We start from the raw sequence: 24,580 nt of genomic DNA, 5'->3' as shown, positions 1-24,580 counted from the left end.
GCGACGCGAAGCGCGGACACCTAGCCGGCGGGGGCACTCACGCAACATCCAGGAAGCCGATTGATGGCAGAACTCGCCAAAGAAGTCATCCGCGTCAACATCGAAGACGAGATGCGCCAGAGCTATCTCGATTACGCGATGAGCGTCATCGTGGGGCGTGCGCTCCCCGATGTGCGCGACGGACTCAAGCCCGTGCATCGCCGCGTGTTGTTCGCGATGAACGAACTGGGCAACGCCTGGAACAAGCCGTACAAGAAGTCGGCCCGCGTGGTCGGTGACGTGATCGGTAAGTACCATCCGCATGGCGACGCTTCGGTCTACGACACGATCGTCCGCATGGCGCAGCCGTTCTCGCTGCGCTACATGCTCGTCGACGGCCAGGGCAACTTCGGTTCGGTCGACGGCGACAACGCGGCGGCCATGCGATACACCGAGGTGCGCATGGCGCGCCTCACGCACGAGCTGATGGCGGACATCGACAAGGAAACCGTCGACTTCGGCCCCAACTACGACGAAAGCGAGCACGAGCCGCTGGTCCTGCCGACCCGCGTGCCCAACCTGCTCGTCAACGGTTCGGCCGGCATTGCCGTCGGCATGGCGACGAACATCCCGCCGCACAACATGACCGAGGTCATCAACGCCACGCTCGCGCTCATCGAAGAGCCGTCGCTGGGCATCGATGAACTCATGACCCACATCCCGGGTCCGGACTTCCCGACCGCCGGCATCATCAACGGCTCGTCCGGCATCGTCGAGGCGTACCGCACCGGCCGCGGCCGCATCCTCGTGCGTGCGCGCACCGAGATCGAAACGGAAGCCAACGGCCGCGAGACGATCATCGTCCACGAACTGCCGTATCAGGTGAACAAGGCGCGCCTGATCGAGAAGATCGCCGAGCTGGTCAAGGAAAAGAAGCTCGAGGGCATCAGCGAGCTGCGCGACGAGTCCGACAAGGACGGCATGCGCGTGGTCATCGAGATCCGTCGCGACGCGATGGCCGACGTCGTGCTGAACAACCTGTTCCAGCAGACGCAGCTGCAGGTCACGTTCGGCATCAACATGGTCGCGCTGCTCGACGGCCAGCCGAAGCTGCTGAACCTCAAGGACATCCTCGAGGCGTTCATCCGCCACCGCCGCGAAGTCGTCACCCGCCGCACCATCTTCGAACTGCGCAAGGCCCGCCAGCGCGCCCACATCCTCGAAGGCCTCACGGTCGCGCTCGCCAACATCGACGAGATGATCGAGCTGATCCGCACGTCCGCCTCGTCGGCCGAAGCGCGCGAGCGCATGGTCGCTCGTCGCTGGGAGCCGGGCATGGTCCGGGCGCTGCTCGCGGCCACCGGCGCGGCGTCGTCGCGTCCGGAGGACATGGATCCGCGCGACGGCCTGCGCGACGACGGCTACCAGCTCTCCGAAGCCCAGGCGACCGAAATCCTGCAGATGCGCCTGCACCGCCTCACGGGGCTGGAGCAGGAGAAGCTCTCCGACGAGTATCGCGAGATACTCGACACGATCCGCGGCCTGATCGAGATCCTCGAGAACCCGGCCCGCCTGCTCGAAGTCATCCGCGAGGAACTGGAACAGATCCGCACGGATTACGGCGACGAGCGTCGCACCGAGATCCAGCATTCGCAGGAAGACCTCAACGTCCTCGACCTGATCGCGCCGGAAGACGTCGTGGTCACGCTCTCGCACACGGGTTACATCAAGCGCCAGCCGGCCAGCCTCTACCGCGCGCAGCGTCGTGGCGGCAAGGGTCGCTCGGCCTCGGCGCTGAAGGACGAAGACGTCGTGCAGCAGCTGTGGGTGGTCAACACCCACGACACGCTGCTCACCTTCACCAGCACCGGCCGCGTCTACTGGCTCAAGGTGTACCAGATGCCGGAAGCCGGTCCCGGCGCGCGCGGCAAGCCCATCGTCAACCTGCTGCCGCTGGGTGAGGGCGAGAAGGTGCAGGCGTTGCTGCCGGTGCGGGATTACGACCCGAGCTGCTTCGTGTTCTTCGCCACGCGCAACGGCACGGTGAAGAAGACGCCGCTGACCGAATTCGCGTTCCAGCTGCAGAAGGGCAAGGCCGCGATCAACCTCGACGAGGGCGACGCGCTGGTCGATGTCGCGATGACGGACGGCGAGAGCGACGTCCTGCTGTTCGCCTCGAACGGCAAGTCGGTGCGTTTCGACGAAGGCAGCGTGCGCTCGATGGGCCGTACCGCGACGGGTGTGCGCGGCATGCGCCTCGCTGACGACGCCGAAGTGGTGTCGCTGATCGTGGCGGCGGGCGAGGGCGATATCCTGACGGCGACCGAGCGTGGCTACGGCAAGCGCACGGCGCTCGAGGAGTTCCCGAAGAAGGGCCGCGGCACGCAGGGCGTCATCGCCATCCAGTGCTCGGAGCGCAACGGTAACCTGGTCGCCGCGACGCAGGTCACGGAAGCCCAGCAGCTCATGCTGATCTCCGACCAGGGCACTTTGGTGCGCACGCGCGTGTCGGAAGTCTCGCAGCTCAGCCGCAATACGCAGGGCGTCACGCTGATCAAGCTGCCGAAGGAAGAGAAGCTGATCGGAGTCGTGCGCCTCGAGGCCGAGGAAGAGATCGAAGGCGAAGGCGAAACGCCGGAAGGCGAGGCCGCTGCCGACATGCCGCCGATCGAAAGCGGCCCGGTGGACGGCGGCGACAACGCCGAAGCGTAAACAGAAAAAGCCGCCGAAAGGCGGCTTTTTCTTGGCCTGTGGGGCGGCCTAGGTTACGCGTCGATCGCTTCCAGCATCGCCTCGGCGGACGACACGCGGAACTCGCCCGGTGCTTCGATGTTCAGCACCTTCACCACGCCGTCCACGATGTACATCGCGAAGCGCTTCGCGCGGATGCCCATGCCGTTCTTGGTGCCGTCGAGTTCGAGGCCCAGCGCGCGGACGAACGCGGCATTGCCGTCGGCCAGCATGTGCAGCTTCGGCGGGATGCCGCGGTCCTTGCCCCAGGCGTCCATGACGAAGGCGTCGTTGACCGACAGGCAGAACACCTTCACGTCGCGCGATTCGAAATCCGCCATGTGCTCGATGTAGCCCGGCAGGTGCTTGTTCGAGCACGTCGGCGTGAAGGCGCCCGGGACGGCGAACACCACGACCTTGCCCTCGCCGAGCAGGTCGAGGGTGGAGTGGGTCACGATGCCGTCCTTGAAGGTGGCAACGGTGGCTTCGGGGATGCGGTCGCCGACGGCAATCGTCATGGTTCGTTCCTGCGATGGGGAAAGCCCCGAGTGTAAGCGAAGGGGGCGCCGGCTGAAGCGAAGACAACCGCGTCGGCGGGGCACTTGAATCGCGGATCGCCGGTCATATGTTTGTTTCCAGACGGCCGAGGGGCCGGAAAACTTCTTGGGAGTCAAACAGATGAACCAGCTTCGTCAGGTTTCGTTCCGTCGTGCGCCGGTGTTCGGCGGCGACGTCCGCAACGTCTTCGAGACGTTCTTCGGCAGCGATATCGCCGCCCCGACGGCGAGCGCCAGCGCTTGGGCGCCACGCGTCGACATTCGCGAGGAAGACGGCCGTTTCCTGATCCTGGCCGACGTGCCGGGCGTGGACCTCGCGGACATCGAGATCCAGATGGACAAGAACGTGCTCAGCATCAAGGGTGAGCGCAAGGCGTACGCCAGCGAGGCCGAGGGCAAGTTCAGCCGCGTCGAGCGCGCGGCCGGTGCGTTCAAGCGCAGCTTCACGCTGCCCGAGAGCGCCGACGCCGAGGGCATCACCGCGTCCGGTGGCAATGGCGTGCTCGAAATCGCGATTCCGAAGAAGGCGCAGAGCGCGCCCCGTCGCATCGCGATCAACACCGCGGGCTAAAACGGCCTAAGCTTAGGTGTCCGGCCCGCGGTGGATCCGTCCACCGCGGGCATTTCGTATTTTTGGCAGGTCGACACAAGCGCGGGAGAGCCTGTGGAGTTCAAGGATTACTACGAGACACTAGGGGTCAAGCCCGAAGCGACCGACGCCGAGATCAAGGCGGCGTACCGCAAGCTTGCCCGCAAGTATCACCCCGACAAGAACAAGGAGCCGGGGGCCGAAGAGAAGTTCAAGGCCATCAACGAGGCGAACGAGGCCCTGAAGGATCCGGAGAAGCGTCGGCAGTACGACCAGTTCCGCGCGGGCGGCTACCGGCAGGGCGAGCAGTTCCGGCCGCCTCCGGGCTGGGGACAGCAGGGCGGCGGGTTCGACTTCGGCGACATGGGTGGCCGCGGTGGCGGCGATTTCAGCGATTTCTTCGAAAGCCTGTTCGGCGGCGGCCGTGGGCGCGGCCAGCAGGCGCAGGCGCGCCGCGGCCGGGACATCCAGGCCCGGATCGAGACCGACCTGCAGACCGCGTACAACGGCGGCAAGACGCGTGTGGTGCTGAACGACTCGTCGGGTGGCGAGCGGGTGCTGGAGGTGAAGATTCCGGCCGGCATCACGTCGGGCCAGACGATCCGGCTGGGTGGCCAGGGCCATCCGGGCACCGGCGGCGGCCCCTCGGGCGACCTGCTGCTGGAAATCGCCATCCGCGACGACAGCCGGTTCCGTCTCGACGGACGCACCGTGACGCATGTGCTGCCGATCACGCCGTGGGAAGCGGCGCTCGGTGCGACCGTGCCGGTGCCCACGCTCGGCGGGCACGTGGACCTGCGCATTCCCGCGGGCTCGCAGTCGGGACGCAAGCTGCGCCTGAAGGGGCGTGGCCTGCCGGGATCGGAGCCGGGCGACCAGATCGTCGTGCTGGAGATCCGCGTGCCCGTGCCGGAAACGCACGAGGAGCAGGCGGCCTACGCGGAATTCAAGGATGCCTTCGCGGGTTTCGATCCGCGGCGGGGGTGAGGCGCGTGACGGTGGCGGCGTCGCGCCGGCCCGAATCGCCGATACGATCGGCTCCCACCCTGCGGTAGGTTGGCTACCGGAGGGTGGGAGCCGATCGCATCGGCGATACACGATGCGAAGGATCAGCCCGGCAGGTGTTCCTTCAGCGCCGCGACCAGTTCCTCTTCCTTGATCGGCTTGACGACGTAAGCCTTCGCGCCCTGGCGCAGACCCCACACCTTGTCGGTGTCCTGGTCCTTCGTGGTCACCAGGATGATGGGGATGTGCTTCGTCGTTTCTTCCTTGCTGATGGTGCGCGTGGCCTGGAAGCCGTTGAGGTTCGGCATCACGACGTCCATCAGGATCAGGTCGGGGACTTCGCGCTTCGCGACCTCGACGCCCTGCGCGCCGTCTTCGGCGGTGATGGCCTCGTGGCCCAGCTTTTCGACGATGCGCTTGATACCCAGCAGCTGCGACGGCGAGTCGTCGACGATCAGGATGCGAGCCATTCACTTTCCCCCGGGTCGGTGCCCGATGTGTTCTTTGAAGACACCTGCCGTCCCGGCAGGTGTCGCGGATCCGCGGTGACGAAAAAACGTCGCGCGTGGCGCCCTTGGCGAGCGGCCATTCTACCGGCCACCGCGCCCGTATCAATGGTGCGGCAACGCAAACGTGCCCAGGCAGGTATCAGGAAGTGATCCGGACGAGCGTGCGACCGAAGGATCCTCCCTCGAGCATCGCACCGAAGACGCCTGCCACGTCTTCAAGTGCCACTTCCTTCGTGCAGATGGTGTCGAGGTGGCGTGGCTTCCACTCCGAGGAGAGGCGCTTCCACACCTCGTCCCGAACGTCCCGCGCGGTGCCGGCCGAGGCGATGCCGAGCACGCTGACGCCGCGGATGATGAAGGGCATGACCGTCGTTTCGAGCGCCGGACTGCCGGCGAGGCCGCAGATGGCCGCATTGCCGTACGGCGCGATGGCCGGCAGGAAACCGGCGAGCGTCGCCCCGCCGACGTTGTCGAGTAGCCCGCCGTAACGGGCGGATTCCATGGGCTTGCCGCTGAAGGCGAGCTGGTGACGGTCGACGCAGGTGGTGGCGCCGATGCGGCGCAGGAAGTCGAAGCGATCGGGTTTGCCGCTGATCGCGTGGACCTCGTACCCGGCGCCGCTGAAGATGTCGATGCCGAGCATGCCGACGCCGCCCGTGGCGCCCGTGATGGCGATCGGTCCCAGGGACGGCGTCTGGCGGTTCTCGGTCATGCGTAGCAGCGCGAGGGCCGCCGTGAAGCCGGCGGTGCCGATGATCATGGCCTCGCGGGTGGTGAGCGTGGCGGGCAGGGCGACCGTCCAGGCGGCGGGCAGGCGCACGTATTCGCCGTAGCCGCCGTCGAGCGTTTCCGAGAGGCCGCTGCCCGTGGCGAGCACCTTGTCGCCCTCGCGGAAGGCGGGATCGGACGACGCGACCACCGTGCCGGCGACGTCGATGCCGCCGTTCAGCGGGTACGTTCGCAGGATCTTGCCCTTGCCGGTGCCGGCGAGGGCGTCCTTGTAATTCACCGACGACCATTCCGCGCGGACCAGCACCTCGCCTGGCGAGAGGCTATCGGTGTCCATGGTTTCGATGCCGGCGCGGTGGCCGGCGCCGTCCTGGTGGATACGGAACGCTCGGAACGATGTCATGGGTGTCTCCCTGGCCGGCTCGATCAGCCGATGCTATCGACAGAGGTCGGCGTGATCCACTTCGGGACATACGTGGACTCGTAGCCACGCATCCACGCGAAGAGCGCGTCGATGCCCTCGCCGAACCACACCTGGTCGCGCTGCACCGCCTTGACGAAGCCCTCGGACACCATGTGGTCCATGGTGGCGGCGAGGCTGCGGTAGAAGCCCCGCACGTCGAGGAACGCGCAGGGATACGTGTGCAGGCCGAGCTGTGCCCAGGTGAGCATCTCGAACATCTCGTCCATCGTGCCGAAACCGCCCGGCAGGGCGACGAACGCGTCGGACAGCTCGTACATGCGCGTCTTGCGCTGGTGCATCGTCTCGACGACGTGCAGTTCGGTGAGCCCCGTATGCGCGACTTCCTTCTCGACGAGCTGGCGCGGAATCACGCCGATGACGCGGCCGCCGCCCGCGATGACGGCATCGGCCACGGTGCCCATCAGGCCGACCTTGCCGCCGCCGTAGACCAGCGCGATGCCTTCCTGCGCCATGCGCGTGCCGAAGGCCCAGGCGGCCTCGGTGTATTCGGGGTGCGCGCCGCTGCTGGAGCCGCAGTAGACGCAGAGGGATTTAATTTCACGCATGCCGATGTCTCCGATGTGTTTACCCGACCGCACGCCCGGCCAGCCGCATCGCCGATACGATCGGCTCCCACCCCTCCGGTAGTAGCCCTCCTACCGAAGGGTGGGAGCCGATCGTATCGGCGATCTCGTGGCCGCAAGTGCGATCGGGTAAAAACACCCGCCTCGAAACGACAAAGCCCGCCCATGCGACACAGCATGAGCGGGCTTCGTTCGTGGCTTGCGATCAGTTGCCCTTGTGGATGGCGCGCTTGTCGACCGACAGGGCGGCCTCGTGCACGACTTCCGAGAGCGCCGGGTGGGCGTGGACGATGCGGGCGAGGTCTTCCGACGAGCCCTTGAACTCCATCGCCACGACGCACTCGTGGATCAGCTCGGACACCGCCGGGCCGACCATGTGCACGCCCAGGATGCGGTCGGTTTCGGCGTGGGCGATCATCTTCACCTGGCCGATGCCCTCGTTCATCGCCACGGCGCGGCCGTTGGCGGCGAACGGGAAGGCGCCCGTCCTGTACGGAATGCCTTCTTCCTTGAGCTGCTCCTCGGTCTTGCCGACCCAGGCGATTTCCGGCTCGGTGTAGATGACCCAGGGCACGGTATCCAGGTTGACGTGACCCGGCTTGCCGGCGATCAGCTCGGCGACCATCACGCCTTCCTCGGAGCCCTTGTGCGCGAGCATCGGGCCACGCACCGCGTCGCCGATCGCCCAGACGCCGTCGACGCCGGTATGGTTGTGCTCATCGACCACGATGCGGCCACGCTCGTCGAGCTTCACGCCGGTGTCGTCGGCCAGCAGGCCGGCGGTGTAGGCGCGACGGCCCACGGCGACAAGCAGCTTGTCGACGACGAGGGTCTGCGCGTTGCCGTCCTTGTCGGTGTAGCCGACGTGGACTTCGTCGCCCTTGACCTCGGCCGACGTGACCTTGGCGTTGACCTTGATGTCGAGGCCCTGCTTGGCGAACTCGCGGGCGGCCATCTTGGCGATGTCCTGGTCGGCGACCTGCAGGAACTTCGGCAGGGCTTCGAGCACGGTGGTCTCGGCGCCGAGGCGCTTCCACACGCTGCCGAGTTCCAGGCCGATCACGCCCGCACCGATCACGCCCAGGCGCTTCGGCACCTCGGCCAGATCCAGCGCGCCGGCGTTGTCGATGATGTGCTTGCCGTCGAACTTCGCGAACGGCAGCTCGATGGGCACCGAGCCGGACGCGAGGATGACGTTGGTGGCCGAGAGGGTCTGGACGCTGCCGTCGTTGCCCGTGACTTCGACCTGGTTGCCCTTGAGGAGCTTGCCTTTGCCGAAGAACGAGGTGATCTTGTTCGCCTTGAACAGCATCGTCACGCCGCCGGTGAACTGCTTGACGATCTTGTCCTTGCGGCCGATGAAGGTGCCGATGTCGATCTTCGCGTTCTCGGCGGTGATGCCGTGATCCTTGAAGTTGTGCGTCAGGTTGTGGAACTGCTTCGAGGAATCGAGCAGCGCCTTGGACGGGATGCAACCGACGTTGAGGCAGGTGCCGCCCAGGGCGGCCTTGCCGTCCTTGCCGACGAAGGCGTCGACCACGGCGGTCTTCAGGCCCAGCTGCGCGGCGCGGATCGCGGCCACATAGCCCGCGGGGCCGGCACCGATGACGATGACGTCGAACTTGTCGCTCATTGCTTAGCTCCGGATATCACTGCGGTATTGCCTACCGCCCATATATGGGGTCTGGACATGAAAACGGGAGTCTCGCGACTCCCGCCTTCACATGTGGGTTCAGCCGGCCATTACAGCCCCAGCAGCATCCGCTGCGGGTTTTCGAGCTGGTTCTTGATGTCGACCAGGAACAGCACGGCGTCGCGGCCGTCGATGATCCGGTGGTCGTACGACAGGGCGATGTACATCATCGGCGCGGCGACGATCTGGCCGTTCTCGACGACCGGGCGCTCCTTGATCGTGTGCATGCCGAGGATGGCGCTCTGCGGCGGGTTCACGATCGGGGTGGAGAGCAGCGAGCCGAAGGTGCCGCCATTGGTGATGGTGAAGGTGCCGCCCTGGAGGTCGTCCAGGCCGAGCTTGCCGTCACGGGCCTTCTTGGCGTAACCGATGATGCCCTTCTCGACGTCGGCGAACGACATGTCCTGGACGTCGCGCAGCACCGGCGTGACGAGGCCCTTGTCGGTCGACACGGCGATCGAGATGTCCTGGTAGCCGTGGTAGATGATGTCGCTGCCGTCCACCGAGGCGTTGATCACCGGGTAGCGCTTGAGCGCCTCGGTGGCCGCCTTGACGAAGAAGCTCATGAAGCCGAGCTTCACGCCGTTCGCCTTCTCGAACTGCTCGCCCAGCGACTTGCGCAGCTTGACGACCTCGGCGAGGTTCACTTCGTTGAACGAGGTGAGCATCGCGATCGAGTTCTTCGACTGCATCAGGCGCTCGGCGATGCGGGTGCGGATGCGGGTCATCGGCACGCGCTCTTCCGGGCGCGAACCCGGCGTCGGCTTCGCGGCCGGCGCGGCGGCTGCCGCCGGGGCGGCGGCGCCACCCTTGCCGGCGTTGACCAAGTCTTCCTTGGTCACGCGGCCGTCGCGGCCGGTGCCGGCGACCGTGGACGGGTCGATGTTCTCTTCCACCGCGACGCGGCGGCCGGCCGGCGAGAGCTCGTCGACGCCCTTCGGCTCGGCGGCTTCGGTCTTCGCGGCCTTCGGCGCCTCGGCGGCGGCGGGCGCGGCGGCCGGGGCGGGCGCGGCAGCGGCGGCGCCTTCCTCGATCACGGCGATCACCTGGCTGCTGGTGACCGTGGCGCCTTCCTCGAACTTGATTTCCTTCAGCACGCCGTCGACCGGCGCCGGCACTTCGAGAACGACCTTGTCGGTCTCGAGGTCGAGGAGGTTTTCATCGCGCTTGACCGCGTCGCCGGCTTTCTTGTGCCAGGTGGCGATGAGCGCGTCGGAGACCGACTCGGGCAGGACCGGGACTTTGACTTCGATGGACATGCTTGTCTTACTCCGCTGCGTGATCGGTGCCGACCGGCGCGACCAGCGCCTGTTCGACGAGCGCCGTTTGTTCGGCGATATGGGTGTTGAGGTGGCCGGCGGCCGGCGACGGGGAACGGGCACGGCCGGCGTACGACAGGCTGTGCTTCGGGCCGATGCAGGCCTGCAGGTGGTGACGGATCTGGAACCAGGCGCCCTGGTTCATCGGCTCTTCCTGGCACCACACCACTTCCTTGGCGGAAGCGTACTTTTCCAGTTCGGCCGAGACTTCCGGGCGCGGGAACGGATAGAGCTGTTCGACGCGAACGATGGCGACATCGTTCAGACCGCGCTTCTCGGCGTCTTCGAGCAGGTCGTAGTAGACCTTGCCCGAGCAGAGCACGACGCGCTTGACCTTCTTGGCCGGCAGATCGCGATGCTCGCCGATCACCAGCTGGAAACGGCCGTTGGCGAGTTCGTCGAGCGACGACACGGCGAGCTTGTGGCGCAGCAGCGACTTCGGCGTCATCACGATCAGCGGCTTGCGCACCGGGCGCACCTGCTGGCGGCGGATCATGTGGAACGCCTGCGCCGGGGTGGTTGGCACGCAAACCTGCATGTTGTCCATGGCGCACAGCTGCAGGAAGCGCTCGAGACGCGCGGAGGAGTGCTCCGGGCCCTGGCCTTCGTAGCCGTGCGGCAGGAACAGCGCGAGGCCGCAGAGGCGGTCCCACTTCGCTTCGCCCGAGCTGATGAACTGGTCGATCACGACCTGGGCGCCGTTGGCGAAGTCGCCGAACTGGCCCTCCCAGATGGTGAGCTGGTCCGGCGAGGTGGTGGCTTCGCCGTACTCGAAGGCCATGACGGCTTCTTCGGAAAGCAGCGAGTCGATGACCTCCACGCGCGCGCCCTGACGGACCTTGCGCAGCGGGATGTAGCACTCGTCGCTCTTCTGGTCGTGCAGCACCGCGTGACGGTGGAAGAACGTGCCGCGGCCGGCGTCCTGGCCCACGACGCGGAGGTCGTTGCCTTCGGCGATCAGCGTGCCGTACGCGAGGTTTTCCGCGAAGCCCCAGTCGCCCGGGAGTTCGCCGGCGGCCATCTTGCGACGGTCTTCGTAGATCTTCGCGACGCGCGGATGCAGCGTGACGTCGGTCGGGACGTCGAGCAGGGCGTCGAGCACCTTGCCCATCGTCTCGCGCGACACGCCGGTATCGACGTCCATCGACAGCTTGTTGCCGTGGAAGCGCGTCCAGTCGACCGAGATGTCGCGCTGCGGATTCGGATCGATGGAGATCAGCGGCTCGCCCTTCTCGAGGCGGCCGCGGTAGTCGTCGAGCATCTTCTGGCCGTCGTCGGCGGCGATCGTGCCGCCCTTGACCAGCGCCTGCGCGTAGAGGTCGCGCGTGGTAGGACGCTTGCGGATCACCTGGTACATCAGCGGCTGCGTGGCCGCCGGCTCGTCGGCCTCGTTGTGGCCGTGGCGGCGGTAGCAGACCAGGTCGATGACGACGTCCTTCTTGAACTGCTTGCGGAACTCGTACGCCAGGCGCGTGACCTGGATGACGGCTTCCGGGTCGTCGCCGTTCACGTGGAAGACCGGCGCGTTGACCATCTTGGCGAGGTCGGTGCAGTACAGCGTGGAGCGCGAGTCGTCGCGACGCGAGGTGGTGAAGCCGACCTGGTTGTTGACGACCATGTGCAGCGTGCCGCCGACCGCGAAGCCGCGGACCTGCGACATCTGCATCAGTTCCATGTTGACGCCCTGGCCCGCGAAGGCGGCGTCGCCGTGGATGAGCAGGGCGACCGACTTCTCGCGGGCGGTATCGCCACGGCGCGCCTGGCGCGCGTGGACCGAACCGGCGACCACGGGATTGACGATCTCCAGGTGCGACGGGTTGAACGCCAGCGCGACGTGCACGCCGCCGTTGGGCGTCTTGACGTCGGCCGAGAAGCCCATGTGGTACTTCACGTCGCCGGTGTGGATCGGGCTGTCGTCGTGCTCGAACTTGCCTTCGAACTCGTTGAAGAGCTGCGAGGGGGCCTTGCCGAGGATGTTGACCAGCACGTTGAGGCGGCCGCGGTGGGCCATGCCGATCACGATTTCCTTGACGCCGTTGTCGCCGGCGGCGCGGACGACGTCGTCGACCATCGGGATCAGGCTGTCGCCGCCTTCCAGCGAGAAACGCTTCTGGCCGACGTATTTCGTGTGCAGGTAGCGCTCGAGGCCCTCGGCCGCGGTCAGCGCTTCGAGGACGCGAACCTTCTCCGCCTTCTGCAGGCCCGGATTGCCCGCCGCCTTCTCGAGGCGCGAGTAGATCCACGAACGCTGGTCGTAGTCGGAGATGTACATGAACTCGGCACCGATGGTGCCGGTGTAGATCTGCTTGAGCTTCGCGAGCAGGTCGCGCAGCTTCATGCGCTGGCCGCCGCCCGCGAAGGTGCCGGTGTCGAACTCGGTGTCGAGGTCGGCGTCGGACAGGCCGTGGAAGGCGAGGCCGAGGTCCGGGGTGTCGATATCCGCCACGCTCAGGCCGAGCGGGTCGATCTGGGCCGCGATGTGGCCGCGCGAGCGGTAGGCGGTGAGCAGGCGGAGGACGCCGGCCTGCTTCTGCGCGTAGGCGTCGTCGGCCGAACCCGCCGCCGGTGCCGCGACCGCCGAGCGGCGCTGTTTCTGCGCGGCCTCGATGCGGGCGATGGCGCCTGAGTGGGGGACGTCGCCGGCCTCGCGGCCCTTGAAGGTCTTGAAGTAGCCGTCCCATTCCGCCGGAACCGAGCCGGGATCGGCCAGCCAGGCCTCGTAGACTTGCTCTACGTAGTCGGCGTTGCCGCCGGCGAGTTGGGAGGATTCGGAAAACTCGCGGATCAGGTTTGCGCTCACGTCACCACCGGCACACACGAAAAGGACGGGCTGCCACGGGGCATGTGGGGACTGCCCGCGGCATAAGAATCCGTTAATTATAGCGCCGTGCTGCTGCGCCGCGCCAACCCAATCTCGCGTGCCGCGGCGATCTCAGATCCCGAGTGGTCTTATCTGCCAGGCGGGCTCGGCCCGCTCCCAGACTTCGTCGAAATACGCCGTCAGGCGAGAGGTCTCACCGGGGGCGTCGAGGTCGCCGCGGGCCTCGAACCGGGTGGCGCTCGGCCTGAACAGAAAGCCACCGGCGAGATCGGTGACGAAGGCCGAGGCGTAGCGCAGATGACTCTCATCGGTCGGCACGCGGATGGTCATGGCGGTGGGCAGCCGCTGCGCGAGCGCGACCAGCCGGTGTCCTTCGCGGTGCGCGCGTTCGGCGTCGTGCGTGAGGATGCGGACCTGCGCGTGGCGGCCGCCGGTGGCGAGGCGGCGCAGTTCGGCGAGCGCGGCCTCGCTCTCGAGGATGCCCGGCTCCATCGTGGGCAGGTAGATCGCGAGGCGGTGATGGGCACCCGCCAGCAGCTGGAGAAGGGCGGCCTCGAGGCTCGCCCGGTCGTCCGCCGCCAGAGGCCTGCCCGCGGAGGTCACCGGCGGCGGCCCTTGCGGATGCCGATCTGGCCGTCGTTGATCAGGGCCAGCAGGGTCGCCCGGTCGGCCTTCGACGGCACGCGGTCGAAGGTCACCTCGCGCGCGCCGGACAGGCGTTCCGCGAGTTCGGCCGAGGTCTCGTACGCATGGCCGCTGACGTAGAGGGTGACGGCGTTCTTTCCCTTCACCCAGGCGAGGCGGGCGAACGGGTGGCGGACGAACGTCGCACCGGCGTCGATGGCCTTGTCCAGCGCCGCCTCCGTCGTGGCCTTCGGCGGCGCCGCGGCGTCCTGCGCGTTGCGGTAGCGCGTGATGAACCGGCCGAACCAGTCGGCCAGCAGGTCGCGATCGAGCGCGGCGGCGAAGGGCAGGGCCTGGCGCAGGCGGTTCAGGGCCGCGTTGTCGATCTCCCCGGCCCGCTTCGCGGGCGCGAGGTCGGGGTCGGTGTAGCGGAGCTCTTCGGGCATCCGCTCGGCGAGGAAGTCGGCGAGGTCGCCGGTCAGTTCCGCCTGCGAGGGGGCGCGCATGCCGATGGAGATCGTCATGCAGTCGCCGATCGCGACGCCGTCGTGCGGCACGCCCGGAGGCAGGTACAGCATGTCGCCCGGCTCGAGCAGCCACTCGTGCGTGGGCTCGAACGTCTTGAGCTGCTTGAGTTCGACGTCGTCGCGGAAATCGAGCGGTGCGTCCGGATCGTCGCTGATCGCCCAGTGACGCTGGCCGATGCCCTGCAGGAGGAAGACGTCGTACTGGTCGACGTGCGCACCGACGCCACCGCCGTCCTCGGCGTAGGACACCATGATGTCGTCCACGCGCCACGTGGGCAGGAACGCGAAGTGATCCAGCAGCGCGGCGACGTCGGCGTCCCACTTGTCGACGTCCTGCACGAGCAGGGTCCATTCGCGTTTCGGCGTCTTGCCGAACTCGGCTTCGTCGAACGGGCCGGTCTTCACCGTCCAGCGGTCGCGTTTCTCGTCGTGGACGATCAGGCGCGCGAGCACGCCCTCCTCGCAGGCGAGGCCGGCTAGGTCGTCGGGCTGGATCGGTGCCTCGAAGTGCGGGATCGCGTTGCGGATAAGCAGCGGGCGCTTCTGCCAGTAATCGCGCAGGAACTGCGTCGCGCTCATGCCCAGCGGCTGGCTGGCGCTGCCGCGCACTTCGATGGGGAGGGCTTTCCGGGTGGGGGTCTTGATGGCCATGGCCGTCAGATCGCCCTGGCCAGCTTGTCCGCCAGGCCGATGTAGCTGGCCGGGGTGAGTTCGGCGAGCGCCTTCTTCGCATCGGCCGGGAGGTCGAGGCCGTCGATGAACTGGCGCATCGAATCCTTCGTGATGCCCTGGCCACGCGTGAGCGCCTTCAGCTGCTCGTACGGTTCCGGCAGGCCGAAGCGGCGCATGACCGTCTGGACGGCCTCGGCCAGCACTTCCCAGCTCGCGTCGAGGTCGGCGGCGATGCGTTCGGCGTTGACGTTGAGCTTGCCGAGGCCCTTCATCAGGGATTCCAGCGCCACCAGCGAATGACCGAACGCCGTGCCGAGCGCGCGCAGCACGGTGGAATCGGTGAGGTCGCGCTGCCAGCGGCTGATCGGAAGCTTCTCGGCGAAGTGGCCGAGCAGGGCGTTGGCCAGGCCGAAGTTGCCTTCGGCGTTCTCGAAGTCGATCGGGTTGACCTTGTGCGGCATCGTCGAGGAACCGACTTCGCCGGCCTTGAGCGCCTGGCGGAAGTAGCCCAGCGAGATGTAGCCCCAGATGTCGCGCGCGAGGTCGATCAGGATGATGTTGATCCGGCGCAGCACGTCGGCGAACTCGGCGATGCCGTCGTGCGGCTCGATCTGCGTGGTGTACGGGTTGAACGTGAGGCCCAGGCCGTCGACGAAGCGGGCGGCGAGCGCGGGCCAGTCGATGGCGGGGTACGAGATCACGTGCGCGTTGTAGTTGCCGACGGCGCCGTTGATCTTGCCCGGAATCTCGATCGCCACCAGCTGGCGACGCTGGCGCTCCAGGCGCGCGACGACGTTGGCGAGTTCCTTGCCCATGGTGCTCGGGGAGGCCGTCTGGCCGTGCGTGCGCGAGAGCAGCGACAGACCGGCGTGCTCGTGCGCGAGGGCGCGCAGGGTGGCGATGACCTGGTCGATGGCCGGCAGCAGCACCGTCTCGCGCGCGTCGCGCAGCATCAGCGAGTAGGCGAGGTTGTTGATGTCCTCGCTGGTGCACGCGAAGTGGACGAACTCCTTCGCCTGGGCGAGCGCCGGGTCGTTGCCGATCTTTTCCTTGATGAAGTACTCGACCGCCTTGACGTCGTGATTGGTGGTGGCCTCGATCGCCTTGATGCGCTCGCCGTCCTCCGCGGAGAAGTCGTTAGCGATGGCGAGCAGGCGCGTCACGGCCTCCGCCGAGAACGCGGGCAGCTCGACGATGCCCGGGTCGGCGCCGAGCGCGAGCAGCCAGTGGATCTCCACGTGCACGCGGCGATGCATCAGGCCGAATTCGCTGAAGATCGGACGCAGCGGGCCGGCCTTGGCGGCGTAGCGGCCGTCCAGCGGCGAGAGGGCGGTCAGCGTGGCGTGGGACATGGGGTCGTTCCTGGGGCGGGGGCGGTCAATCGGCGATTATACCGGGCCGCCAGCGCCTTGGCCCCGTAGGAGCGCGCCTCGCGCGCGACAGCCTTATCGCGGGGAACCCCGAGCTCGCGCGCCAGATCCGGGTTCGCTCGCGAAAAGATGTCGCGCGCGAGGCGCGCTCCTACAATGGGGCGTCCCCCTCCGGAGTTCTGCGCATGACGAAGTTCCGTACCGAACGCGACAGCATGGGCGAGTTGAAGGTCCCCGCCAAAGCCCTCTACGGGGCCCAGACCCAGCGGGCCGTGGACAACTTCCCCGTGTCGGGGCTGACGATGCCGCGCGAGTTCATCCGCGCGCTGGGCCTCGTGAAATCGGCCGCCGCCGACGCCAACGTGAAGCTGGGACACCTCGACAAGGCCTCGGCCAGGGCGATCCGCGACGCCGCGGCCCGGGTCGCCGCCGGCGAGGTGGACGAACATTTCCCGATCGACGTGTTCCAGACCGGCTCGGGCACCAGCTCCAACATGAACGCCAACGAGGTCATCGCGCACCTCGCCGAGACCGCGGGCACGAAGGTCCACCCGAACGACCACGTCAACGCGGGCCAGAGCTCCAACGACGTGATTCCCACCGCCATCCTCGTCAGCGCCACGCTGGCGACCACCGAGCGCCTGCTGCCGGCCCTGAAGCACCTGCGCAAGACCATCGACGGCCGGGCGAAGGAGCTGAAGAAGGTCGTCAAGACCGGCCGCACGCACCTGATGGACGCGATGCCGATCACGTTCGGCCAGGAGCTCTCGGGATGGTCGGCGCAGATCGGCGACGCCATCGAGCGCATCAACGACACCCTCAAACGCACCCGGCGCCTGCCGCAGGGCGGTAGCGCCGTGGGCACGGGCATCAACGCCGATCCGAAGTTCGGCCCGTCCGTCGCGGTCGAACTGACGAAGTTGACGGGCGTGAAGTTCGAATCGTCCGACAACTACTTTTCGGGCATGGCCGCGCAGGACGGTCCGGTGGAGCTCTCCGGCCAGCTGCGCACGCTCGCCGTCGCGGTCATGAAGATCGCCAACGACCTGCGCTGGATGAATTCCGGCCCGCTCGCCGGCCTGGGCGAGATCGAACTGCCGGCATTGCAGCCGGGCTCGTCGATCATGCCGGGCAAGGTGAACCCCGTGATTCCCGAGGCGGCCGCGATGGTCGCCGCGCAGGTGATCGGCAACGACGCCACGATCGCCATCGCCGGCCAGTCGGGCAACTTCCAGCTCAACGTCATGCTGCCGGTGATCGCGTACAACCTGCTGCAGTCGATCGAGATCCTCGCCAACGTGACTACGCTGCTGGCCGACAAGGCCATCGCGGGGTTCCGCGTGAACGAGGACAACGTGCGCGCGGCGCTGGACAAGAACCCGATCCTCGTCACCGCCCTCAATCCGGTGATCGGCTACGAAAAGGGCGCGGCGACCGCGAAGCAGGCCTATAAGGAGAAGAGGCCGATCCTGGACGTGGCGCTGGAGACCACGGGCCTGTCGAAGGCGGAACTGGCGAAGCTGCTCGACCCCGCCGCGCTGACCAAGGGCGGCATCCATGGCGGCGGAGGCGGCGGTGGCTGAGCAGCGTCGGCGCCGTCGCGAGCCCGACGACCGGGGCCGTGGATCCCGGCGTACGCCGGGATGACGGCGAGGGGTCTCGTGCGTTCAGCGCACCGGCCCCCTCACGTCGCACCGGCGCACGCCGGTGCCTACGGCGAGGTGCCGTGTGGTCGCGACGAGGCTGCCGGCAACCGCCGTTGAAGCCACGGAAGACCGATCACTTCTTACACGCCGGCGTGGCGTTGGCGTCGTCGGGTCGGTCGTAGCGCACGTAGCCGTTCCAGGCCACGGGGAAACACGTCCGTCCCAACACATCGTCGATCACATACGGAAAGATCGACTCGCCGCGCGAGCTGTTGCTCATCATCAGCAGGCAGGTCTTCGATCGCTCGAGGCAGACGAACAGGTTGTTCGTGCCGTCGTCGTGACCGCCCTTGAAGAACGCGGGGCCCTGCGGCGACTGGAAGGTGACGACGCCGAGCGCCGAGCCCAGCGCGATGTCGTCATAGGCCGTCGTGTCCGGCAGACCGATCGTGGGGAACTGCTTCGGCGAGCGGATGCGGGCGACGGGCGTGAGCCACATGCGATACGTGGCGGCGTCGAGGCCATCGCCCCGCGACATCGCCGCCACCAGCCGCGCGAAGTCGGCGATCGTCGTATCCATCGAGCCTGCCGCCCGGACGGACTCGCGCTCGTCGTGCCCGAGCGCCTTGCCGTTCTCGTCGTAACCGATCGCAAGGTTCGATGCGAAGTCCGGCCGCCACGTCATGCTCGTCCGCGTCATCCCGAAGGGCACGAACAGGCGGTCCTTCATCAGGGTGGCGACATCGATGCCCTTGCCGTTCTCGAGCACGAACTGCAGCAGGTTGATGCCTTCGCCCGAGTAACCGTAGCGCGTGCCCGGATCGAACCAGAACGAGAGCTTGCCGTCCGGGTCGTACGCCTTCCCCGGCTGCCAGAAACGAAAGTTGGGAAAGCCGCTGCGATGACTCAACAGGATCGCCGGCGTGAGCTTGCGCCAGCGCTCGTCGCCGGCGAGGTCGGCGTATTTCTTGTACTCGGGCAGAGGCTTCGGCAGATCGGCGGCGATGCTTTCGTCGAGGCTCAGTTTCCCGGCTTGCACCAGCGACATCGTGGCGTAGGCGAACGCGGCCTTGGTCAGCGACGCCGCGTACATGACGGTGTCGGTGGTCAGCGGCAGGCGCTTTTCGACGTCACGCATGCCATAGGCCTTGACCGAGGCCACCTTGCCGTCGTCGATGACGGCGATCGCGAAGCCGGGCACGTTGGCGTCCTTCATGAGTTGCGTGATCCGCGCGTCCAGCGCGGCCCCGCGCAGCGGCGGTCTTTCGGCGGCGGTCGCGCCGGTGGCGGTGACAGCGAAGAGCAGCGATCCGAGCAGCGTCGAGCGAAGCATCATGCGTCCTCCCCAGATGGAGACGGCTCCCGAGGGAGCCGTCCATGTCGATTCACGATCAGGTGTCGTCGCGCCAGCGGCGGAACCAGATGGCACCGGCGATCATCGCCGCACCCGCCAGGGCGCCGATCCAGAGCGCGGGGCTGGCCAGTGCGCTGTAGTGAAAGGCCAGGTCCATGCCCTTCACGAGCGACGCCGGGTTGTCGTCGTCCAGGCCCGCCAGTGACGAGGTGTTGCCGATCCAGCCACCGGGCATCAGGCTGCCGAGGAGGCGGCCGACCACGTTCTTCCAGAACCAGTTGCTCGACAGGCCGGCGATGCCCATGAGTCCGAACCAGGAGACGATCACGCCGGCGCCGACGGGCAGGGCGATCGCCCAGAGGAACGGCTTGCCTCGTGCCCAGGCGGAGCAGAGCAGCAGCCAGCCGACGGTCGGCAGCGCCCAGATCGCATAGAGCGGGATCAGCAGGATCATGTTGACCACGACGCGGATCGGATGCGAAGCCATCAGCAGCGACCAGACGCCGACGCCGTGGATCGCGGCGACGATGGCGATCAGGATGCCGAGCACGAGCGCCACGATCACGCCCACCACCACCGCGATGGCCGGGGCCAGGAGCAGCGCGCTGGCGACCTTCGACAGCACCGTCGAGGTATCGGACAGCGGCAGCGACTTCCAGAACAGGATGCTGCGGTCGCGGCGGTCGTCGTAGAGGGCGCCGAGGCAATAGAAGAAGATCACGATCGCGGTGACGCAGAGGATCACGCCCGCGACGGCGTAGAACATGATGTCGACGCCGGCGGCGACCTGCTGGAGGTCTTCCGGGCGCATGTGCGCCTGCAGCTGCGCGTCGCCGCCGAAGCGGAGTCCGCCCCACCAGTGCGGGTTCTCCCGGCGTCCGAACACCTCGCCGAGCACCAGCCCCATGCCGTTGAGCACCAGGAACACGATGCCGGTGACGACCGGCGCCCAGAAGAAACCGCCCTTGGTTTCCCAGAACTCGCGTTTGACCAGCCAGTAGAAGGTTTTCATGCGTAGGTGCCCTTCATGGTGGCGACGAAGAGGTCGCCGATCGACGGTCGCCGTACCTCGCCCAGCCGTTCGAGCTGCGGGCGGCTGACGTTGTCGAAGAGGAAGATGCTCTTGCCGAAGACCTGGCGCTCGTCCAGGGGCTTCAGTTCGCGCGCGGCGGCGGCCAGTTCCGAGCCCACGAGGACTTCGGAGAACCGTTCGCCGAGGCTGTCCATGTCGGTATCGAGCACGATCTTTCCATCGCGGATGAACATCAGGTCGGTGAGGATGTGTTCGATCTCCTCGACCTGGTGGGTGGTGACCAGGATCGTCTTCTCCTCGTCGAAATAGTCTTCCAGCAGGCTCTGGTAGAACTGCTTGCGGTAGAGGATGTCCAGACCCAGCGTCGGCTCGTCCAGCACCAGCAGCTTCGCGTCGATCGACATCACCAGCGCGAGGTGCAGCTGCACGATCATGCCCTTGGAGAGCTGCTTCACCTTCTGCCCCGGCTGCAGCTTCGTGCGGGCCAGGAAGGCGTCGCACTTGGCGCGGTCGAAGCGGGGATGGGTGTTGGCGACGAAATCCACGGCGTCGCGCACCTTCAGCCAGCGCGGCAGCACCGCGACGTCGGCGATGAAGCAGACCTGCTCCATCAGCTTGCCGCGATCCTTGCGCGGGTCGAGGCCGAGGACGCTGAGCTGACCGTCGAACGTGGTCAGGCCCAGGATCGCCTTGAGGGCGGTCGTCTTGCCGGCGCCGTTCGGGCCGATCAGGCCGACGATGCGGCCGGCGCCGATCTGGAAGCTGGCGCCGTCCAGCGCCAGGGACGATTTGTAGCGCTTGGTCAGGCCGGTGGCGGTAACGACCGCGGTCATGACGGGTCCTCCGTGGAGCCGTTGGCTTCACGCATCAGGGTTTTGAGGTCGAGGCCCATGCGCTGCAGGCGGGCGAACAGGGCCGGCCATTCCTCGCGCAGGAAGCGCTCCCTTTCACTTTTCAGCAGCGCGTCGCGCGCGCCATCGATAACGAACATGCCAAGACCCCTCCGTTTCTCAACCAGTTGTTCGTCGACCAGCTCCTGGTACGCCTTCGATACGGTCAGCGGGTTGATCTGGAAATCCCCCGCGACCTGGCGGACCGACGGCAGCGGATCGCCTTCGTTCAAGGCGCCATCCAGGATCATCGCCACCACGCGTTCGCGGAGCTGGCGGTAGATCGGGACGCTGTCGTTCCAGGTGATGGACATGTAGTTCATTCCTTCGCCGTGTGGCGCAGTGCGTTACCGAACGAATAGTAGGGCATGGCCAGCTGCGCGCCGATGAGCGCTGCGGCGCGATCTTCGGCGCTGCGCTTGATGGCGGCCGCGGCCGAATCCAGGGTGTCTTCGCTCGCCAGCATGGCCTGGCGCACTTCGGCGTCCGTGGGCCGCACTTCGATCGGGGCCAGGTCGACGACGCGGGTGCCGTTGACGAAGTGCGGCGCGGCGAGCATGGAGGCGGCGCGGTCATCGAAGGAGCGCAGGGCGAACACGCTGGTGCCGGCAATCAGAAGGGAAGCGGTCAGGGCGATGAGGTTCGGCGCTTTCATGGAAGTACTCCGATGACGTGTGGAGGCTCTTGGGGTTACAGGGAGGCGACATCCGCGCCGGCATCGGCGTAGACGACGATCGGGGCGAGGTCGGTGACCTTGGCGCCGTTGATCTCGGTCAGCGGGGCGGCGGTGGTCGAGGTGCTGTGGAAGCCGACCAGGGCGGAAGCGGCGATGGCGAAGGAGGCGGCCAGGGCGATGTAGTTCGGGCTTTTCATGGTGTCTGCTCCTGTGGTGCTGTGGGTGACCGGTGTTGTAGTGAACTATAACACCAGATTTTTAGCCGTCAACGGAAATTTCGTTGATTTCCATATGACTTATGGCCTATGCCTTGCCGGGGTGTGCTGGTGGGCAGGCACGGTAGAGATGCGCTGAACGCCTAAAAGGTTGCAGGCATGCTCGCCGTCGTACCGGCATGCGCCCCGGTGCGACGAGCAAAAAAAACGGGCCCCGAAGGGCCCGTCATCGTCACGCCGCGGAGCGACTTACAGCTCCGCGCGGAACTCCACGCCGATGATGCGCGGGTCGTTCACGAACGCCGTGCGGTTGTTGAAGTCGATGCCGCCGGTGATCACCTTCTTGTTGGTGATGTTGCGGCCGTAGAACGCGACCTCGCGCTTGCCGAAGTCCCAGTTGTAGCCGATGCGGATGCCGCCTTCGAGGAACGGCTTGCTGCGGAACTCTTCCGATTCGTACAGGAAGAAGTTCACCTCGCTGCGGTAGTTCCAGTCGGTGTAGACGAAGAACTCGCCGCTCTCGCCGTACGGGATGCCGTAGCGGGCGGTCCACGTGCCGATCCACTTCGGCGCGTTCGGCAGCACGTTGCCGTCGATCAGCGCGTTGCCGGTGGCGTTGAGCGGATCGATGACCGTGCAGCCGCCGCCGCACGGAGCGACCGCGAGGTTACGGTCCTTCAGTTCCGTGTGGTTGTAGCTGCCGCCGGCGGTCATGTAGAAGTTCGGCGTCAGGTAGGCCTCGAGATCGAACTCGGCGCCGTAGCCTTCGGTCTTCTTCGCGTTGATCAGCTGCGTGACGTTGGTGGCACCACCCACGGCCGTCAGCTGCTGGTTGTGCATGTTGTACTTGTACACGTCGGCGTTGAAACGCAGCTTGTTGTCGTCCGACGTGGACTTGTAGCCGATCTCGTAGGACGTGATCGTCTCCGGCTTGGCCGTCGAGATGCTGTTGGCGAAGTTGATGCGGCCCTGCACGCTGGGTGCGCGGAAACCGTTCGCGACGCGCGCGTAGACATTCGAATTCTTCGACAGCTGCCAGGTGCCGGTGACGTCGCCGCTCCAGCGAGAGTCGGTCGGATCCGAGGTGAGCGGGCCGACCGGGCCGGTGAAGCCGAGGAAGCGCTCGGCCTTGAAGTCACGCTTGTCGTGCGACCAGCGCGCGCCGGCGCGCACGTCGAATTCGTCGGTGAACTGGTAGTCGGCCGAACCGAACACCGCCCACGCCTTCGTGCGCTGGCTCTGGTCGACCCAGCCGTTGAGCACGTGGTTGTTGAGCGTGTCGTAGCTGAAGTTCGTGATCGCGATGTCTTCGTCGAAGTAGTACGTGCCCACCTGCCACTTCAGGCGCTCGGCCGAGTCGTTCGACAGGCGGAATTCCTGGGTGATCTGGCGATCCTTCGGCAGCGCGTCCGCCGTTTCGGAGTAGAACGGGGTGACGCGGTTGGTGAAGCTCGGTTTCGCCGGCGTCTCGGACGCGTCGTAGCCGCCGTCGACGTCGCCGAGGCTGTACGTGGTGGCGCGCTCGAGGCCGGTGATCGACGCGAAGTTGAGATCGCCGAAGTGCCAGTTCAGGTGCAGGTTGCTGCCCCAGGTGAACAGGTGCTGCTTGTTGCGGCCATCCTGCGATACCGAATCGCGATCGAAGCCCGGCACGAACTGGTCGCCGCCGAGGGTGATCGAGTTGGCGCGGTTGACCATGGCGCTGCCGTCGAGCCAGCGGCCGTGGACGTTGATCAGGGCGTCGAAGTCTTCCGAGGCCTTGTAAAGGGCCTGCAGGCGCACGGCGCGGTCGTTGTAGCCGCCGAGATCGTCCTTCTTGCCGGTGTAGTCGTTGTCGATCCAGCCGTCGCGGTGCTGGGCGAGGGCGGAGACGCGGCCCGACCAGTTCGACGCCAGCTTGCCGCCGATCGCGGCCTCGGCGTTGGCCGTGCCATAGGAGCCGTAGGAGACGCGGGCGTAGCCCTCGGTTTCCTGGGTCGGCTTGCGCGATTCGAACTTGATCACGCCGGCCGGCGAGTTGCGGCCGAAGAGCGTGCCCTGCGGGCCGCGCAGCACTTCCACCTGCTCGAGGTCGAACAGCGGGAAGCCCTTGAGGATCGGGTTCTCCTGGACGATGTCGTCGTAGACCATCGAGACCGGCTGCGACGCGTTGAGGTCGAAGTCGCTGTTGCCGAGGCCGCGGATGTAGAAACGCGGGAATTCGCGGCCGTAGGAGGTTTCGGCGTAGACGCTGGGCGCGCGCGAGGCGAGCTGCAGCACGCCGTCGCCGGCCTGGCCGAAGGCCTCCAGCTTCTCGGCGGTGACCACGGTCATGGAGATGGGCACCTTCTGCAGGTCTTCCGTGCGCTTCTCGGCGGTCACGTTGATGGTCTGCAGGGTGGCCGTCTTGGTCGGAGCGGACGTCTGCGTGTCCTGCGTGGCGTCCTGGGCGATGGCCGTGCCAGCGGTGAGCGCCGTGGCGATGGACAGGGCAATGACGAGACGTCGCGGCATGCGGCGCGTGCTTGCGAAAGACATGGTTTTGGTTCCGCCTGGGAGGTCCTGGGGTGGGAGAGTGCCTCGCCAACTGCGGTCGAGCCGGTCCCCTGGCGAGGG

At 66.9% G+C, this 24,580-nt stretch carries 21 protein-coding genes; 4 read left to right on the top strand and 17 right to left on the bottom strand.

Annotated features, from left to right (window positions below):
* Positions 1-63 precede the first annotated feature (63 nt).
* Positions 64-2,691: a DNA gyrase subunit A gene (gyrA, locus tag BMW54_RS07005; protein ID WP_090054125.1), complete on the top strand. Its 2,628-nt coding sequence runs from the start codon at positions 64-66 to the stop codon at positions 2,689-2,691.
* A gap of 53 nt (positions 2,692-2,744) precedes the next feature.
* Here gyrA and BMW54_RS07000 read toward each other — a convergent pair whose 3' ends face one another.
* Positions 2,745-3,227: a peroxiredoxin gene (locus BMW54_RS07000; protein WP_090054123.1), complete on the bottom strand. Its 483-nt coding sequence runs from the start codon at positions 3,225-3,227 to the stop codon at positions 2,745-2,747.
* A 160-nt stretch (positions 3,228-3,387) separates the two neighbouring features.
* Between BMW54_RS07000 and BMW54_RS06995 the strand changes: the two genes are divergently transcribed.
* Together BMW54_RS06995 and BMW54_RS06990 are read left to right on the top strand one after the other, a co-directional pair.
* Positions 3,388-3,837 carry an Hsp20/alpha crystallin family protein gene (locus tag BMW54_RS06995; RefSeq protein WP_090054121.1) on the top strand — a complete coding sequence of 150 codons (450 nt, stop codon included), beginning with the start codon at positions 3,388-3,390 and terminating at the stop codon, positions 3,835-3,837.
* A gap of 93 nt (positions 3,838-3,930) precedes the next feature.
* On the top strand, positions 3,931-4,842 hold the full coding sequence (locus tag BMW54_RS06990) for a DnaJ C-terminal domain-containing protein (protein WP_090054119.1): 912 nt from the start codon (positions 3,931-3,933) through the stop codon (positions 4,840-4,842).
* Positions 4,843-4,964: 122 nt separating this feature from the next.
* Here the strand turns inward: BMW54_RS06990 and pilH are convergent, their stop codons facing one another.
* The 9 genes from pilH to purB form a co-directional block, all read right to left on the bottom strand.
* Positions 4,965-5,330, bottom strand: coding sequence for a twitching motility response regulator PilH (gene pilH / locus BMW54_RS06985; RefSeq protein ID WP_090054116.1), 366 nt, complete (start codon positions 5,328-5,330; stop codon positions 4,965-4,967).
* A gap of 178 nt (positions 5,331-5,508) precedes the next feature.
* Positions 5,509-6,501, bottom strand: a complete 993-nt coding sequence (locus tag BMW54_RS06980; protein ID WP_090054114.1) for an acrylyl-CoA reductase family protein — start codon at positions 6,499-6,501, stop codon at positions 5,509-5,511.
* A gap of 23 nt (positions 6,502-6,524) precedes the next feature.
* The gene (locus tag BMW54_RS06975; RefSeq protein ID WP_090054112.1) at positions 6,525-7,127 is read right to left on the bottom strand and encodes an LOG family protein; all 603 of its coding nucleotides are present in this window, start codon (positions 7,125-7,127) and stop codon (positions 6,525-6,527) included.
* A gap of 223 nt (positions 7,128-7,350) precedes the next feature.
* Complete coding sequence (gene lpdA, locus BMW54_RS06970) at positions 7,351-8,778, bottom strand: dihydrolipoyl dehydrogenase (protein ID WP_090054110.1); 1,428 nt, start codon at positions 8,776-8,778, stop codon at positions 7,351-7,353.
* A gap of 110 nt (positions 8,779-8,888) precedes the next feature.
* Positions 8,889-10,097, bottom strand: coding sequence for a 2-oxoglutarate dehydrogenase complex dihydrolipoyllysine-residue succinyltransferase (gene odhB / locus BMW54_RS06965; RefSeq protein WP_090054108.1), 1,209 nt, complete (start codon positions 10,095-10,097; stop codon positions 8,889-8,891).
* 7 nt (positions 10,098-10,104) lie between these two features.
* The gene (locus BMW54_RS06960) at positions 10,105-12,957 is read right to left on the bottom strand and encodes a 2-oxoglutarate dehydrogenase E1 component (RefSeq protein WP_090054106.1); all 2,853 of its coding nucleotides are present in this window, start codon (positions 12,955-12,957) and stop codon (positions 10,105-10,107) included.
* 132 nt (positions 12,958-13,089) lie between these two features.
* Positions 13,090-13,581: a DUF7931 domain-containing protein gene (locus BMW54_RS06955; RefSeq protein WP_090054104.1), complete on the bottom strand. Its 492-nt coding sequence runs from the start codon at positions 13,579-13,581 to the stop codon at positions 13,090-13,092.
* A complete protein-coding gene (locus BMW54_RS06950; RefSeq protein WP_090054102.1) occupies positions 13,578-14,780 on the bottom strand; it encodes a cupin domain-containing protein in 1,203 nt (400 codons plus the stop codon). Before BMW54_RS06950 ends, BMW54_RS06955 begins: the two co-directional genes overlap by 4 nt.
* A 5-nt stretch (positions 14,781-14,785) precedes the next feature.
* Positions 14,786-16,153: an adenylosuccinate lyase gene (gene purB, locus BMW54_RS06945; RefSeq protein WP_090054100.1), complete on the bottom strand. Its 1,368-nt coding sequence runs from the start codon at positions 16,151-16,153 to the stop codon at positions 14,786-14,788.
* Positions 16,154-16,356: 203 nt separating this feature from the next.
* Between purB and BMW54_RS06940 the strand changes: the two genes are divergently transcribed.
* A complete protein-coding gene (locus BMW54_RS06940) occupies positions 16,357-17,754 on the top strand; it encodes a class II fumarate hydratase (protein ID WP_090054098.1) in 1,398 nt (465 codons plus the stop codon).
* A 196-nt stretch (positions 17,755-17,950) separates the two neighbouring features.
* On the opposite strand, the gene BMW54_RS06935 is transcribed toward BMW54_RS06940, so the two are convergent.
* The 7 genes from BMW54_RS06935 to BMW54_RS06905 form a co-directional block, all read right to left on the bottom strand.
* Positions 17,951-19,153 (bottom strand): serine hydrolase domain-containing protein, encoded by a 1,203-nt coding sequence (locus BMW54_RS06935; protein WP_254779132.1) that lies wholly within the window; start codon positions 19,151-19,153, stop codon positions 17,951-17,953.
* A gap of 55 nt (positions 19,154-19,208) precedes the next feature.
* Positions 19,209-20,183: a hypothetical protein gene (locus BMW54_RS06930; protein ID WP_090054096.1), complete on the bottom strand. Its 975-nt coding sequence runs from the start codon at positions 20,181-20,183 to the stop codon at positions 19,209-19,211.
* Positions 20,180-21,037 carry an ABC transporter ATP-binding protein gene (locus BMW54_RS06925; protein ID WP_090054094.1) on the bottom strand — a complete coding sequence of 286 codons (858 nt, stop codon included), beginning with the start codon at positions 21,035-21,037 and terminating at the stop codon, positions 20,180-20,182. The genes BMW54_RS06930 and BMW54_RS06925 overlap by 4 nt, the downstream gene beginning before the upstream one ends.
* Positions 21,034-21,408 (bottom strand): GntR family transcriptional regulator, encoded by a 375-nt coding sequence (locus BMW54_RS06920; RefSeq protein WP_029213371.1) that lies wholly within the window; start codon positions 21,406-21,408, stop codon positions 21,034-21,036. The genes BMW54_RS06925 and BMW54_RS06920 overlap by 4 nt, the downstream gene beginning before the upstream one ends.
* Before the next feature lie 5 nt (positions 21,409-21,413).
* On the bottom strand, positions 21,414-21,749 hold the full coding sequence (locus tag BMW54_RS06915) for a hypothetical protein (RefSeq protein ID WP_090054092.1): 336 nt from the start codon (positions 21,747-21,749) through the stop codon (positions 21,414-21,416).
* 35 nt (positions 21,750-21,784) lie between these two features.
* Positions 21,785-21,967: a hypothetical protein gene (locus BMW54_RS06910; protein WP_090054091.1), complete on the bottom strand. Its 183-nt coding sequence runs from the start codon at positions 21,965-21,967 to the stop codon at positions 21,785-21,787.
* Positions 21,968-22,234: 267 nt separating this feature from the next.
* A complete protein-coding gene (locus tag BMW54_RS06905; protein ID WP_090054089.1) occupies positions 22,235-24,502 on the bottom strand; it encodes a TonB-dependent receptor in 2,268 nt (755 codons plus the stop codon).
* Positions 24,503-24,580 lie beyond the last annotated feature (78 nt).

Origin of the sequence: Luteibacter sp. 329MFSha, assembly GCF_900111665.1 — a bacterium.
Classification (GTDB): domain Bacteria; phylum Pseudomonadota; class Gammaproteobacteria; order Xanthomonadales; family Rhodanobacteraceae; genus Luteibacter.
Note: the sequence above shows the minus strand (reverse complement) of the source record. Positions and strands in the feature narration are given on the sequence as shown.

Excerpts from the sequence above, each read along its gene's own strand:
- gyrA (WP_090054125.1), top strand. The coding sequence starts at position 64 with ATGGCAGAACTCGCCAAAGAAGTCATCCGCGTCAACATCGAAGACGAG.
- BMW54_RS07000 (WP_090054123.1), bottom strand. The coding sequence starts at position 3,227 with ATGACGATTGCCGTCGGCGACCGCATCCCCGAAGCCACCGTTGCCACC.
- BMW54_RS06995 (WP_090054121.1), top strand. The coding sequence starts at position 3,388 with ATGAACCAGCTTCGTCAGGTTTCGTTCCGTCGTGCGCCGGTGTTCGGC.
- pilH (WP_090054116.1), bottom strand. The coding sequence starts at position 5,330 with ATGGCTCGCATCCTGATCGTCGACGACTCGCCGTCGCAGCTGCTGGGT.
- BMW54_RS06980 (WP_090054114.1), bottom strand. The coding sequence starts at position 6,501 with ATGACATCGTTCCGAGCGTTCCGTATCCACCAGGACGGCGCCGGCCAC.
- BMW54_RS06975 (WP_090054112.1), bottom strand. The coding sequence starts at position 7,127 with ATGCGTGAAATTAAATCCCTCTGCGTCTACTGCGGCTCCAGCAGCGGC.
- lpdA (WP_090054110.1), bottom strand. The coding sequence starts at position 8,778 with ATGAGCGACAAGTTCGACGTCATCGTCATCGGTGCCGGCCCCGCGGGC.
- odhB (WP_090054108.1), bottom strand. The coding sequence starts at position 10,097 with ATGTCCATCGAAGTCAAAGTCCCGGTCCTGCCCGAGTCGGTCTCCGAC.
- BMW54_RS06950 (WP_090054102.1), bottom strand. The coding sequence starts at position 14,780 with ATGGCCATCAAGACCCCCACCCGGAAAGCCCTCCCCATCGAAGTGCGC.
- purB (WP_090054100.1), bottom strand. The coding sequence starts at position 16,153 with ATGTCCCACGCCACGCTGACCGCCCTCTCGCCGCTGGACGGCCGCTAC.
- BMW54_RS06940 (WP_090054098.1), top strand. The coding sequence starts at position 16,357 with ATGACGAAGTTCCGTACCGAACGCGACAGCATGGGCGAGTTGAAGGTC.
- BMW54_RS06935 (WP_254779132.1), bottom strand. The coding sequence starts at position 19,153 with ATGATGCTTCGCTCGACGCTGCTCGGATCGCTGCTCTTCGCTGTCACC.
- BMW54_RS06930 (WP_090054096.1), bottom strand. The coding sequence starts at position 20,183 with ATGAAAACCTTCTACTGGCTGGTCAAACGCGAGTTCTGGGAAACCAAG.
- BMW54_RS06925 (WP_090054094.1), bottom strand. The coding sequence starts at position 21,037 with ATGACCGCGGTCGTTACCGCCACCGGCCTGACCAAGCGCTACAAATCG.
- BMW54_RS06920 (WP_029213371.1), bottom strand. The coding sequence starts at position 21,408 with ATGTCCATCACCTGGAACGACAGCGTCCCGATCTACCGCCAGCTCCGC.
- BMW54_RS06915 (WP_090054092.1), bottom strand. The coding sequence starts at position 21,749 with ATGAAAGCGCCGAACCTCATCGCCCTGACCGCTTCCCTTCTGATTGCC.
- BMW54_RS06910 (WP_090054091.1), bottom strand. The coding sequence starts at position 21,967 with ATGAAAAGCCCGAACTACATCGCCCTGGCCGCCTCCTTCGCCATCGCC.
- BMW54_RS06905 (WP_090054089.1), bottom strand. The coding sequence starts at position 24,502 with ATGTCTTTCGCAAGCACGCGCCGCATGCCGCGACGTCTCGTCATTGCC.